This is a genomic window from Vibrio sp. 10N.247.311.51, from assembly GCF_041467855.1.
Lineage (GTDB): Bacteria > Pseudomonadota > Gammaproteobacteria > Enterobacterales > Vibrionaceae > Vibrio > Vibrio coralliirubri.
This window is the reverse complement of record NZ_JBFSVK010000035.1, coordinates 44,117-57,297: the sequence shown is the minus strand read 5'-3', so window position 1 is coordinate 57,297 and position 13,181 is coordinate 44,117. Positions and strand designations below refer to the sequence as shown.

General features: G+C 42.4%; 11 protein-coding genes. 7 read left to right on the top strand and 4 right to left on the bottom strand.

Features of this window, described 5'->3' with window-relative positions:
• Positions 1-38 precede the first annotated feature (38 nt).
• Both AB6E85_RS23085 and AB6E85_RS23080 read left to right on the top strand, forming a co-directional pair.
• Entirely contained in the window at positions 39-341 is a 303-nt protein-coding gene (locus AB6E85_RS23085; RefSeq protein WP_272236413.1) for a hypothetical protein, read from the top strand.
• 55 nt (positions 342-396) lie between these two features.
• The gene (locus AB6E85_RS23080; RefSeq protein WP_372144367.1) at positions 397-2,115 is read left to right on the top strand and encodes a DUF262 domain-containing protein; all 1,719 of its coding nucleotides are present in this window, start codon (positions 397-399) and stop codon (positions 2,113-2,115) included.
• A gap of 152 nt (positions 2,116-2,267) precedes the next feature.
• On the opposite strand, the gene AB6E85_RS23075 is transcribed toward AB6E85_RS23080, so the two are convergent.
• Both AB6E85_RS23075 and AB6E85_RS23070 read right to left on the bottom strand, forming a co-directional pair.
• Positions 2,268-3,716 carry a hypothetical protein gene (locus AB6E85_RS23075; protein ID WP_372144366.1) on the bottom strand — a complete coding sequence of 483 codons (1,449 nt, stop codon included), beginning with the start codon at positions 3,714-3,716 and terminating at the stop codon, positions 2,268-2,270.
• Positions 3,717-3,988: 272 nt separating this feature from the next.
• Positions 3,989-4,783, bottom strand: a complete 795-nt coding sequence (locus tag AB6E85_RS23070; protein ID WP_050621868.1) for an ABC transporter permease — start codon at positions 4,781-4,783, stop codon at positions 3,989-3,991.
• 437 nt (positions 4,784-5,220) lie between these two features.
• Between AB6E85_RS23070 and torE the strand changes: the two genes are divergently transcribed.
• The 3 genes from torE to torA are packed head-to-tail and all read left to right on the top strand — an operon-like array spanning position 5,221 to position 9,122.
• The gene (torE, locus tag AB6E85_RS23065; protein WP_008222628.1) at positions 5,221-5,403 is read left to right on the top strand and encodes a trimethylamine N-oxide reductase system protein TorE; all 183 of its coding nucleotides are present in this window, start codon (positions 5,221-5,223) and stop codon (positions 5,401-5,403) included.
• A 50-nt stretch (positions 5,404-5,453) separates the two neighbouring features.
• The gene (torC, locus tag AB6E85_RS23060) at positions 5,454-6,635 is read left to right on the top strand and encodes a pentaheme c-type cytochrome TorC (RefSeq protein WP_017060299.1); all 1,182 of its coding nucleotides are present in this window, start codon (positions 5,454-5,456) and stop codon (positions 6,633-6,635) included.
• 24 nt (positions 6,636-6,659) lie between these two features.
• Positions 6,660-9,122: a trimethylamine-N-oxide reductase TorA gene (gene torA / locus AB6E85_RS23055; protein ID WP_061039416.1), complete on the top strand. Its 2,463-nt coding sequence runs from the start codon at positions 6,660-6,662 to the stop codon at positions 9,120-9,122.
• 294 nt (positions 9,123-9,416) lie between these two features.
• Here torA and AB6E85_RS23050 read toward each other — a convergent pair whose 3' ends face one another.
• Positions 9,417-10,631 (bottom strand): putative manganese transporter, encoded by a 1,215-nt coding sequence (locus AB6E85_RS23050; protein WP_372144365.1) that lies wholly within the window; start codon positions 10,629-10,631, stop codon positions 9,417-9,419.
• 201 nt (positions 10,632-10,832) lie between these two features.
• On the opposite strand from AB6E85_RS23050, the gene AB6E85_RS23045 reads away from it, so the two are divergent.
• Positions 10,833-11,738, top strand: coding sequence for a manganese-dependent inorganic pyrophosphatase (locus tag AB6E85_RS23045; RefSeq protein ID WP_017060302.1), 906 nt, complete (start codon positions 10,833-10,835; stop codon positions 11,736-11,738).
• Positions 11,739-11,887: 149 nt separating this feature from the next.
• On the top strand, positions 11,888-12,277 hold the full coding sequence (locus AB6E85_RS23040) for a DUF2750 domain-containing protein (RefSeq protein WP_004734596.1): 390 nt from the start codon (positions 11,888-11,890) through the stop codon (positions 12,275-12,277).
• Positions 12,278-12,374: 97 nt separating this feature from the next.
• Here the strand turns inward: AB6E85_RS23040 and AB6E85_RS23035 are convergent, their stop codons facing one another.
• The gene (locus AB6E85_RS23035) at positions 12,375-13,154 is read right to left on the bottom strand and encodes a DUF2927 domain-containing protein (protein ID WP_061039418.1); all 780 of its coding nucleotides are present in this window, start codon (positions 13,152-13,154) and stop codon (positions 12,375-12,377) included.
• Between the last annotated feature and the right edge of the window lie 27 nt (positions 13,155-13,181).

Sequence of the window (13,181 nt, the reverse complement as noted above, 5' to 3'; positions counted from 1 at the left end):
ATTGTACTGACTGATGACGACAAAATGAGGATGCGACTTTGGGCACAATGATAGATGAATTTTTCAAAAAAGCAGATGACAGTGAGGTTATTTTCGAGTGTGTCAGCACACCAACTGATATTGAAATGATGCTAAGGACGTTTCGATACCATATCAAAGGCGATGACGAGACAACCGCTACTGATAGCGAAATTCAGCAATATAAAGATATTGTTATGAAAGCTAGCAACCCTATGGCATTACTCCGTGAGCTTGAATATCAATATTATGTGGATGCGATACTCGCACTTAAAAAGTTATCTTGTGTGACAGTTGTCTCGAAGAGTAATGTTGTAGATTAAGTCTATGAAATTATAATAGTAAGTTGGATAAGACTTACCATTTTGGATGACCACTGTGAAAATTGAAGCAAGTGATAAAGAGGTTCAAGAAATTTTTTCATCAGGATACTTTCAAATTCCTAGATTTCAACGCCCATATTCTTGGGGCCGTGATGAAGTAGATAATTTTTGGAATGATATCATTGGAGACAATACGGATAGCTACTTTATTGGGTCTATGGTGGTTTACCAAACAAAAAAACCATACTTTGGGATAGTGGATGGACAGCAACGATTAACAACAATTACTGTCATACTTTCTGTTATTCGAGATGCTTTTTTGAAGCTTGGTGAGACAAACCTAGCAAGAGGTGTCCATAAGTTTATTGAGACACCTAACAATGACTATGAAAATGAATTTATTTTGAATGCCGAGACGTCTTTTCCTTACTTACAAAGTCACATTCAATCTTTCAAGGAAGATGTGTCTTCAATGAACCTTATTTGTGATGTTGGTATTGAAGAAAGCAAATTGAAGCAAGCTTATGAATCTTTGTCTCAGAAATTGGAAGATTTAATCCCACTTTCCACAAAAGACAACTTGCAAATAGATATGTTCAAACGAGATGACCCTGTTAGTGCATTACGAAATTTAAGAGATAAATTCTTGTCTTTGAAGTTGGTATTCATTCAGTTGGATAGTGAGGATGATGCATACCTGATTTTTGAAACACTAAATGCACGAGGTAGAGACTTAAAAACTTCAGACTTAGTGAAAAATTTACTATTAAAAACAATTAAATCTTCAAACTATCGGTTAGACAGTCCCAAAGAGGCGTGGAATGGAATTATAAAGAAATTTGATGATATTTCAGAGGCGAGTGTAATTGATACTTTCTTGCTTCATTATTGGATTTCAAAGTATTCATATTCCACTGAGAAAAAACTATTCTCGGCAATTAAGAGTCATGTATTGGATGACAAGGACAACGCTAAAGCGCTATTAGAAGATTTATCTCACTACGCTATCGACTACTGTAAGATGTTGAATCCTAGCGCGAGTACTTGGACAAAAGAATCGGAAGTTATTAAATCATCGTTGATTGCCCTGAATAATTTTAAAGTGAGACAGCAGTCATCATTTGTACTTTCCTTATTAGTTTGCTATTCGGATAAAAGAATATCGCTGAAAGCTCTTCTAAAAGTGCTCAAAAAAATTGAACATTTCCACTTTATTTTCAATGCTGTAACTCAACAACGTTCTTCGGGGAGTATCGCAACAATGTACTCTCAACATGCGATTGATTTAGCAAGTGCAGATGGCAATGATAGTGTGCAAAAGGTAATCAGTAGTTTATCTAGAAAGCTGGAAGGGAAATTACCATCTTATGATGAGTTTGAGGTCAAGTTTATTGACCTTGAGTATCTGTCAAACAAAACTAAATCCAAATCAATTATCAAATATGCTTTATGTAGGTTATTAGGCGACGAGAAAAATGGGCTAAATATTTCTCATGACAATCTTACTATCGAACACTTGCTTTCGGAGGCTTCTGTTGGCAGTAGTGAGCAAATAGAAGATGTTGCAAATATCGGAAATTTGATAATGACTGATGCAAAAACCAATGGTCATCTTTTGAAAGATAAAGCTGCAAAAGATAAAATTGGAATACTAAAGTCTAATAATTACGCACTGAGTGAAAACTTTATTAAAGAGGGTGAGTGGACTTCTATTGAAATTAGAAAACGAGCTAAATCCATTGCGGAATTTTTGTACAGTGAGGTTAAGTACTAGTCAACCTTAGTATGTAATTATGCGTTGCACCTTACCGCTACAAATGTCGTATTCCTAGGCGACTGTAACATAGCTCTAAAATAGCTTTGTGATGTTGCGGAATCTAAACACCTTGCATTAAGCAAGGTGTTTTAGTTTGCGTGTCATTTTAATCAAGATGGGATAGAGTCAACGATATCCTTTAAGCTCTTTAAATCGATATTCATATAATCGATATAATCCTTTTTAGCTCCAGATTGCGCGTGACCGACGAGGACGTTGATATTAATATCAGTAGCATTTGCACCCGCTAGGGCAGTCATAAAGTTATGTCTCAGACTATAGAAACTGAGCAGGTGTCCACGTTCGTTGATATTTTCAATTTGTAAGTCAGATAGCAACCTCTTGAACCTCATAGATAAACCTGATGATTCCACCTTTAATCCATTTTCATTGTTTAAGTAGGTAATCACTCCTCGCTCAACAAGAAAAGGATGCACTGGTATACGACGTTCGGCATTTTCGGTTTTTGTTCCTTTCACATGAAAGTATGTAACTCCATTCTCTTGTTTTATGTCAGTAGGCTTGATAGCTAGGAATTCAGCGTTTCGCATACCGCTAAACAATTGCAGGTAAAAAGCACATCCGTAGTCGTCAAGCTCCAGGTTGTCATAGTAGTTTCGTAGGATTGTTAACTCATTTGGACTAAAGGCACCACGCTTTGACAGGTCGGTGAATTTTTTGAATCGAGATGTTGCTACGGGGTTTTCGTTAACCTTGTGATTGTCATATAACCAAGTGAAAAATTTATTGAAAGCAGATTTAATTCTCACAAGCTGCTTATCTTGTCTAATATCTTCAGGCACGTCGCCAGACTCAGCAAGTTGCAAGCATTCGGTGACAGTCATTCCTTTCCAAGGCTGAGTCTTTCGTTTTGGATATGCAGATAGTATCATAAGTAGTTGGTCAAACTTGTTTGAATCAATAGCGTTGATATCACTGTCTTTAAAATACTCACACCCTACAGTTTCTACCCAACCTAAATCTTCATTCACTTTTTTTAAGCTGTACTCTTTTGATTGTTTTGGGTCTGTATATAGGTAGCTTTTTCTATCAGCGGTGTACAGCTTCATAGCTGCGCGATATGTCATTGTCGGTGACGTAGCTACTGATGGTGCGGTTACTTGGTGCTGTTTAGGTGCTAGCTCGAACGTTTCGGCTAAGTTGTCAATGATTTTGCTTTTTTCGCTTTGCTTAGATTCGTGGAGTTCGGTGAGGTAGTTATTGAAGGTTTCGTACCAGTGACGAATTAGCGAATGTTCAACCTTAGACGTTGGATTAAGAGATTTTAGCTTTTCCTCGACATTGAATCGGCTAGTGTGCTCCTTGATGTAATCTTCAAACGTGTAATTTTTCAATCCATGCAACTTTTGAGATAGTTCCGAATATGTTGGCTCTCCAGTAGCAACCTTGTAGTTCTCAAACCTTTGAATTTCAGCTTGGCACTCATCGCTAAGTGGGTTAAGCGACGCTGTTACTCTGTTGATAACCCGTTGGACTTCTTCTTTTACTATTGCTTTGAGTACGCGAGATGACACATGTGTTTCTTCAATCTTATCCATAATTCTTGATACCAATTTTTTGGCTTTATGTGTTTGTTTGGTTTTTAGGCTTAATCGAACTATACCATTGGCATTGGTTCTGTAGTTGAAATAGTAAACGTCCCCTCTAAGTATTGTGTGGCTAACTTTGTGTGACATTTTGTGTGACATAGAAAGGTATCTTATTATCTGGCGATACCATCCCCCTGTGTAACTTAAGGATTTATCCACAGTTTCTGTGGATAACCTGTCTCAAATTCAGTGAGTAACCAGATCTAAGTGGAGTAGGGAGGCTATTTCGAAGGCTGTATTTGAGCGAGAACTCGCCCTTCTTTGGTCAGAGATGTCTTCAATGAGAGGTGAAGCGCAAGTGCTAAAGAACAGCTCATCATCACGAAAATCGCCAGCATGATCATCAGTTGATACTTAATCGCGATCATCGGTGAAGCACCACCTAAGATCTGCCCCGTCATCATTCCCGGCAGCGTTACTAGGCCTGTGGTTGCCATAGAGGCCATGATAGGGGACATCGCTTTCTGTATCGCATTACGTACAAAAGGCGCAGCAGCATAAGTAGGAGACGCGCCTAACGCGATTGCTGCTTCATATTCTGATTTCTGTGTTTCAAAGGCACTAAACAGGTTCTGCAATGCCACGATATTACTGCTTAAGCTATTACCCAATAACATCCCTGCGATTGGGATAAGGTACTGCGCGTTAAAAACCGGTGTCGGCTTAATGATGAAAAAGCAGATGAACAAGACAATAGGTACACAAGTTACCGCAAGGCTAACGGCGACAGGAGCCAAAAGTAGGTTTCTTGGCAGTCTAGATTTTTCAACAATCGAGCTTGCACCGACGATAATCATCGTAAATAACCACAGCAAATTGACCCACAAACTATTCAAAGTGAACAAGTATTCTAGGTAAAGTCCCACCAGAAATAGCTGAATAACCATACGAATGATGCTGATAGAAGCTTCTTTGCCAAGGCCGAGCTTTAACTTGTGGTTGATCGTAATGGGTAGCAAGAGAAGTGAGCTGAAGAACAATAACTGCCACCAAGATATATCAATAACGTCTTGCATAATGTTTCCTTTTAAGTAGGTCCCCATCATATCTGAAAGTGCCAAATGATGCATTTCAGCTTCTCAGCCGTTGCTTTAAAAAACACTCAATAATTTAACAATCAAACCACAAAATATTGGTTGTTTGAGGCATTTTTGGCTACTACTTAGTAGGTAAAACGTTAAAATTGGTTACAATACGGTTGCACAAGTGTTGGAATTTAACATTTGTGAAATACACTTAATTCTTCACATTTGTTAATACTTTTTAATAACTTTGTTTAACTAAAAACAACTTTGGATGAGCTCAAAAAAGTATTGATTAGCAAGGGTTATAACGGGAGATTTGATTGAACCCTACTTTGAGTATGGTCTAAAATTTGTCGTTAGATACTTAAGAACTTTAGCCCCATAGAATGGGTTACTCGAAATTACTAAATACAAAATAGGCAAAATGTATGAGTGATGTTAATAAAATTGAAACTGGCGAAAAACGCTCGTTGGAGTGGAAGTCTTTCCTCTTCATCGCGGTGGTTCTCTTTCCAATATTAAGTGTGGCTTTTGTAGGTGGTTACGGCTTCCTAGTTTGGGCACTGCAAGTGTTTGTATTCGGACCTCCTGGTGCTCACGGCGGCATGTAATGCCCTCTAGTAACAACATTTTTTAAAATCAATATTTAAGAGAGCTAAACATGAAATCATTTTTAGTTAAATTGTGGCGCACAATGACTCGCCCAGCGGTACACATCAGTCTTGGTGTACTAACTATGGGTGGCTTTATCGCCGGTGTTATTTTCTGGGGCGGTTTTAACACAGCTCTAGAGCACACAAATACAGAAGAATTCTGTGTAAGCTGTCACACCATGCGTGACAACGTATACGTAGAACTACAAGAAACGGTTCACTGGAAAAACACTTCTGGTGTACGTGCTACTTGTCCTGACTGTCACGTTCCACATGAATGGACAGCAAAAATCGCTCGTAAGATGCAAGCTTCTAAAGAAGTATTCGCTCAAGTATTTGGTGACCTAGATACGCCTGAGAAATTCGAAGCTCGTCGTATCGAACTGGCTAAACACGAATGGGATCGCTTCTCTTCGAACAAATCTCTAGAGTGTAAAAACTGCCACAACTACGATTCAATGGATTTCGAAAACATGCGCCCAACAGCGCGTATCCAGATGAAGAACGCGGCAGAGCGTGATCAAAGCTGTGTTGACTGTCACAAAGGTATTGCTCACAACCTTCCATTAGATATGGCATCAGCGAGCGGTATTGTTGGCGAGCTAGAAAACGTAGCAAGCAGCACATCTTACGCAAATGGTTCAGACGTGATCTCTATTCGTCACCTACCAATGTACACAGATGAAACAGCTGAAGTTGAAGCGGGTCTATTAAGCCCTGCAAGTAAAGTTGCTGTGATCGACGAAAAAGGCGACATGATCAAGATTCAAATCGACGGTTGGCGTAAAGCGAAAGGCTTCGGACGTGTAATCCAAGAAGACTTCGGTATGAATATCTCGACTGCAATCTTGACGAAAGAAGTATCTCAAAGTGACGTAATCACTGTTGGTGAGAAGAAAGAAGATGAGCTAACTGGTCTTCCTTGGGAAGAAGTTAACCTAGCACTTTGGATGAAGAAAGAGTCTATGGTTGATAACTTCGATCCAATCTGGAACGCAGCTGGTCAAGCGTACCAATCTAACTGTTCAACGTGTCACTCACAGCCAGATGAAGCTCACTTCAGCGCTAACGGTTGGGTAGGCATGCTAGATGGTATGATTGCGTTCGTTAACTTCGATACAGATACAGAAGCACTTGTTCTTAAGTATCTACAGAAGCACTCATCAGATTTTTCTGAAGGCCATCACTAATAAGACGTCAATTGGAGTAACACAATGGCAATTACAAGAAGAAGTTTTCTGAAAGGTGTCGCTACTACAAGTGCGGCATCGGTTATCGGTCCAAGCTTATTGGCGTCGGCATCAGCGTCTGCTGCAGAAACAGACGGCGCGTGGAAAGTCTCTGGTTCTCACTGGGGTGCATTCCGAGCTCGTGTTTATGCGGGTAAAGTACAAGAAATTAAACCTCTAGAAATCGATCAACACCCAACTGAGATGTTGAAAGGTATTAAAGGTATTATCTACAGCCCATCACGTGTGCGTTACCCAATGGTTCGCCTAGATTGGTTGAAGAAGCATAAGTACAGCGCAGACACGCGTGGTAACAACCGCTTTATTCGTGTGACTTGGGATGAGGCACTAGACCTTGTTTACCGCGAGCTAGAGCGCGTACAGAAAGATTACGGTCCATGGGCGCTTCACACCGGTCAAACTGGTTGGAGACAAACTGGTCAGTTCCACAGCTGTACTAACCACATGCAACGTGCAATGGCACTTCACGGTTACTCTGTGAAGAAAATCGGTGACTACTCAACAGGTGCTGGTCAAACGATCATGCCTTACGTGCTAGGTTCGACTGAAGTTTACGCGCAAGGTACATCTTGGGAACTTATCCTAGAAAACAGTGACAACATTGTTCTTTGGGGTAACGATCCAGTTAAAAACCTGCAAGTAGGTTGGACATGTGAGACGCACGAGTCGTTCGCATACCTAGAACAGCTGAAAGAAAAAGTTGCTAAGAAAGAGATCAACGTTGTTTCTGTTGACCCTGTTAAAAACAAAACAGGCCGTTACCTAGAAAACGAGCAAATGTACATCAACCCACAAACTGATGTGGCGTTCATGCTTGGTGTTGCTCACGTTCTTTACAACGAAGATCTATACGACAAGAAGTTCATCGAAACTTACTGTCTAGGTTTTGAAGATTTCATCAAGTACGTTCAAGGTGAAACGAAAGACAAAGTTGAGAAGACACCAGAATGGGCTTCAGCTATCTGTGGTGCAAGCGCTGACTCTATCCGTGACTTCGCTAAGATGCTAGTTAACGGTCGTACACAAATTCTTGTGGGTTGGAGTATCCAACGTCAAGAGCACGGTGAACAGCCTTACTGGATGTGTGCAGTTATCGCAGCAATGGTTGGCCAAATTGGTCTACCTGGCGGTGGTATCTCTTACGGTCACCACTACTCAGGTATCGGTGTATCTTCAACTGGCTTCGCTGCCCCGGGTTCATTCCCGCTGAACATCGACCAAGGTCAATCACCTAAGCACACCAACACAGATTACAACGGTTACAGCCGTGTAATCCCTGTTGCTCGCTGGGTAGATAGCTTGCTAGAGCCAGGTAAGAAGATCAAAGCGAACGGTTCAACGGTAACACTACCTGATATCAAAATGATGGTATTCAGTGGTAACAACCCGTGGCACCACCACCAAGATCGCAACAAGATGCGTAAAGCATTCAAGAGCCTACAAACTGTAGTGGCTGTTGATTTCGCTTGGACTGCAACTTGTCGTCACTCTGATATCGTGCTTCCAGCATGTACTCAGTGGGAACGCAACGATATTGATGGTTACGGTGCATACTCTGGCCGTGGTTTGATCGCGATGCACAAACTAGTTGATCCTCTGTTCCAGTCTAAGACTGACTTCGAGATCATGTCTAGCCTAACTAAGCGTTGGGGTCGTTACGACGATTACACGCGTGGTATGGACGAAATGCAGTGGGTTAAATCTCTGTACGACGAATGTCGCGCTTCAAACGAAGGTAGCTTCGAAATGCCTGAGTTTGCTGAGTTCTGGGAAAAAGGTTTCCTAGACTTTGGTAAAGGTAAGCCATGGACTCGTCATGCTTCATTCCGTGAAGACCCAGAGATCAATGCTCTAGGTACACCTTCTGGTTTCATCGAAATCACAAGCCGTACTGTAGGCAACATGGGTTATGAGCACTGTCAAGAGCACCCAATGTGGTTCGAGAAATCTGAACGTTCACACGGTGGTCCAGGTTCTGACAAACACCCGTACTGGCTACAATCTTGTCACCCAGACAAGCGTCTTCACTCTCAGATGTGTGAATCTGAAGAGTGGCGTGCGACTTACGCGGTACAAGGCCGTGAGCCAATCTACATCAACCCAGTAGATGCTAAGAAGAAAGGCATCAAAGATGGCGACGTAGTACGTGTGTTCAACGACCGTGGTCAACTACTAGCGGGTGCTGTTCTAATGGATAGCTATGCTCCTGGTGTTGTTCGTATCGAAGAAGGTGCTTGGTACGGTCCGATCAACGAGAAAGTGGGCGCGCTAGATACATACGGCGATCCAAACACACTAACTCAAGACATCGGTACGTCTGAACTTGCTCAAGCAACGTCAGCAAACACATGTTTGGTAGACTTCGAGAAGTTCCAAGGCAAATTGCCTCCAGTAACTTCATTCGGTGGTCCAATCGAAGTTTCTTAAGCATATCGCTTAAAAGCTAAGATTAAAGCTTGAATTAAAGCCCCTGTAAGCACTCTTACAGGGGCTTTTTGTATTTTAGATGTCTGTATTGGTGTTTCTAAATAAGCCTTGTACAGGGCTAATAGAGGGCGTTTTGAGACAGGCTGTAACGCGCTGTTTGAGAGAGGTGGTAGAAGCAGTGAAGCAGGAAGGGAATGTAAAAAGAACCTGTGGAAAGACTTAAGCAGACGGAAACAAAAAGGCCGATACAAAGTACCGACCTTACAGAAGCCTATGGAGTTAACTCTACTCAAGTTAGATCTCAAACATAAACCAATAGCCATAAGCACAGATTAGTGCAGGCACACTTGAATACAAGGTTGCGACCAGCGCTGCTTTCGGTGCCATCGCAATCGCTGGAAATAGTGCATCACCATCATTTGAAATTGCGTTACCTACCTGAGCCGAAAGTGGCAGTGCGCCTGAAAGGTATAAGCTAGTCACCAATAATTGTGGCCCACAGCCCGGTAGCAAACCCATCAACACGCCAGCCAGGGGGAGCATAATTCCCCAGCTTGAGAATAGCGTCGCAAAATCAACATTTGCTATCACAGAACCAAATTCAAAGAAAAGAAAGGCAACCACCACCCAAGCGGTAACAAAGTTCGTATCCTGAGCGGTTTTTTGCAGTGGATGAGAGCCTACACACTTTTCATCTTCACTTACGGCCGATTTGTAATCCTCAATTTCGCGAGTTAGCCCCCACAGAAACATCGAGCTGATCAGCAAAACTGTCCCCGCCCATTCCATCGACATTTCAGGCAAAGCGAGCAGTTCGTTCACATCGACTTGAAAAGAGCCAAGTAGGGCAACGGCAGCACCCGGAATAATCAGTACAGACCACAGGTAACCTTGCAGGTTTATCGCTTTTTTAGAGACCGATTCTTTGTCTTGAGATTGAGAAGCGCAGCTGTTGGTGGCTTCATTTTTCTCTGCTTGTTTCGGGCGCAAGAAGTCGTCTGCATGAAATAAGTTAATAATTCGGCCTGACGCAGTACCCACAATCACGCCCATCGCCATCATGGCTAAACCTGTCTTCGGCTCGCTCGCTATGAGTAGGAACGCCGCGTCACCCATGGTTGAGACGAGCACCGCAACTACCGCACCAAATCCGAGTTTTCCCGAGATAAATTGTGTGGTCACCACTATCGCACCGCCACAGCCGGGTAGCGCCCCCATGAGAGCCGCGAATACCACTTGGTTTGAACGAGATTGATGGACGAGCTTGTTAAAGACGTTATCTTTGTTGATGTACAGGCTTAACCAGTGGTAAATCGCCAAGGTTAAAGCGACATAACAAGACACTGCCCAGAACGCGTCTGACAAGGTGGTGACTGTCAATTCTCGCGTGGCAGGAGCCGCTACTAAAGCTGAAAGTGAGATAGGCAAAAGCAGGCGCTTAAATGACAGTGAAAACTGAGTTGTTTTCGCAACGCTGCTGCTGGGCAAAAAAGAGACTAGTCGATCCATAGGTGTTACTCAAAATTAGTGGCTTAAGATAAATATATACGAATGATAATAATTATCAATTGCATTTGTTGTTTTTTTATCTATTGTTACTATTGGCTAAACCCACGAAACATGACCAATCTAAAAAAATGAGGTAAAGTATGGCTAATAAAGAGAGGCTCTAAAGGTAGAGTCATAATTGTTAGTGTAATAGGAAGAAACATGATTTTAGTTGTTGGTCACAAAAACCCTGATAGTGACAGTATTTGTAGTGCGTTAGTTGCAACAGAGCTTCTTAAAGCTCGTGGCGAGGAAGCGACACCAATTCGCCAAGGCGAGATCAACCGCGAAACTCAACACATTCTAGAAGTCGCTGGTGCTGAAAAGCCAGAGCTTCGTACTTCTGTTGCTGGTGAGAAAATCTGGCTAGTAGACTACTCAGACCTAGCACAAGCACCAGATGATGTTGCTGATGCAGAGATCGTAGGTATTGTCGATCACCACCGTCTAGGCGACGTGATGACAGTAAACCCAATGGAAGCTTGGATCTGGCCTGTTGGTTGTACAAACACTGTACTTTTCAACATGTTCAAGATTGAAGGTCACGCAATCTCTCAACAAATCGCTAAACTAATGATGTCTGCAATTCTTTCAGACACAGTGGGTTTCGCTTCTCCAACATGTACTCAAAAAGACAAAGACGCAGTTGCTGAGCTTGCTGAAATCGCTGGCGTAACTGACGTTGATGCATTCATCAAAGCGCTTCTAATCGCTAAAACAAACATCGAAGGCCTATCTGCTGCACAGCTAGTAGAAAAAGACCTTAAAGGCTACCCATTCAACGGTCGTGATGTTGTTGTTGGTCAAGTTGAACTTGCGACTCTTGAGCAAGTAGACGGCATGATTGAAGCTCTAGAAGCTGATCTTGAAGAGCGTTGTGAGAAAGATGGTTTAGCATTTGCTGCGGTAATGCTAACTGACATCACTACTGCGCAAACTCGCCTTCTTTACAAAGGTGAGTGGGCTGAGAAATTGGTTAAGCACGAGAAAGACGGCGTATTGATGATGGAAAATACACTAAGCCGTAAGAAGCAAGGCTGGCCTTGGCTACAAGGTGAGCTTGTTTAATCAAGTCGCTTAATATTAAACGCCTGCTTATTTAGCAGGCGTTTTTCTTTGAAGTAGACTTTCTTCTTCATCGATAATGTTTGAAGTTAAAAACACTCGGCATAAAATAGTTTTAAGAGCAAAGTTACTGACTAAAGTAGGAAATTAAGATGACTACACAGCTAGACGATAAAAAAATCGCTGAAATCAACAAGTATACGGGCGAGCAACGCCTGAAATACTGTGTGAAAGAAATCGTAGCAAACCGTGAAGTATGGATCTTAACCGATGAACACGGTTGTGTAATGCTGAACACAGAAGATGAAGACTGTGTTCCAGTATGGCCAAACCAAGAGTTCGCCGAATCATGGGCAACGGGTGATTGGTCTGAGTGTAAAGCTGAGTCTATTTCGTTGAACAAATGGCACAGTCGCTGGACGAACGGTCTAGAAGACGACGAACTTGCTGTTGTAGTATTCCCGAACGAGCAAGAAGAAGGCGTTATCTTGTTTCCGGATGAGTTCGACTTCGAATTGAAAAAGCAGGCAGCTAAGCGCTAGTTCTTTCGTAATACAGTAACATCGTAAGTCAGCGTTGCCTTTCTTAGGCAGCGCTATCATTCAATTATCCCATCTAAGTTGTTTCAACGTATTTTCTTCAATACCCAATCAACTGATACAAAGGCGCTTGCTGTGCGGCTTTAGAAGCTTGTTGAAGCACACCTGTTTTGCTGTATCTCTTGAGTATCTTTCGAGCGATAGGTTTTACTTCAGATTTTGTCATTCCCGCTTTCAGTTCTGGTTCATACAGCAGTTGCAGTAGCACTACGTCTAAGGGCGATAATAAGTCTTCTGGCGTATGGTCATTGAAAATAGAAGGGTAGGCTTTATCTGAATCATTCGGCAGGCCGAGAACCTGTGTGATCTCTTCCACGATACAGGCGACCAGCTTACCTCGCGATCTGGCCTGATCAACCGGGATTACAATCCCAGCGTAAACAATCTCACCTTTAGAATTGGTTCGATAACCCGCCGTACAGATGGCGCTATTTAAATGCTGAGTTGATTTGAGCTTGAGCACCGATTTCGCCTCAGATATCCACTGACTCTGCCTTGTGTATATCCATTTAACGTTCGCTTCGGACTCTTTACTGACGATTGTTATCGGATGCTGGGTGACTTCAGATAAGTGTTTGATATGAAGCTCTGTGAGCTCTTGATGCAGTTCCTCGTCGCCCACTCTATGATCGATCCAAATCTTGATAGGTTGTTTCCACTTGGCGAGCGGTTTGCTGCCTTGGGAGTATTCGTGTTGAAGCGCGACGTTATAAAAGGCAGTTTCGACGAAGCTTCTATCTAGCCATGTGAGCGGTGTGCTTGTCGCGTTAAAGGAAAGCAGTACCAACAAGAGGGGAAGCATTGAAGCTGTTCGATACATACTTTTCCCCTCTGCTGAATTTAGCGT

Bases quoted from the DNA above. Each gene is read 5' to 3' on its own strand.
- AB6E85_RS23040 (WP_004734596.1), top strand. From the start codon at position 11,888: ATGACTACACAGCTAGACGATAAAAAAATCGCTGAAATCAACAAGTAT.
- AB6E85_RS23075 (WP_372144366.1), bottom strand. From the start codon at position 3,716: ATGGATAAGATTGAAGAAACACATGTGTCATCTCGCGTACTCAAAGCA.
- torE (WP_008222628.1), top strand. From the start codon at position 5,221: ATGAGTGATGTTAATAAAATTGAAACTGGCGAAAAACGCTCGTTGGAG.
- torA (WP_061039416.1), top strand. From the start codon at position 6,660: ATGGCAATTACAAGAAGAAGTTTTCTGAAAGGTGTCGCTACTACAAGT.
- AB6E85_RS23070 (WP_050621868.1), bottom strand. From the start codon at position 4,783: ATGCAAGACGTTATTGATATATCTTGGTGGCAGTTATTGTTCTTCAGC.
- AB6E85_RS23045 (WP_017060302.1), top strand. From the start codon at position 10,833: ATGATTTTAGTTGTTGGTCACAAAAACCCTGATAGTGACAGTATTTGT.
- torC (WP_017060299.1), top strand. From the start codon at position 5,454: ATGAAATCATTTTTAGTTAAATTGTGGCGCACAATGACTCGCCCAGCG.
- AB6E85_RS23035 (WP_061039418.1), bottom strand. From the start codon at position 13,154: ATGTATCGAACAGCTTCAATGCTTCCCCTCTTGTTGGTACTGCTTTCC.
- AB6E85_RS23050 (WP_372144365.1), bottom strand. From the start codon at position 10,631: ATGGATCGACTAGTCTCTTTTTTGCCCAGCAGCAGCGTTGCGAAAACA.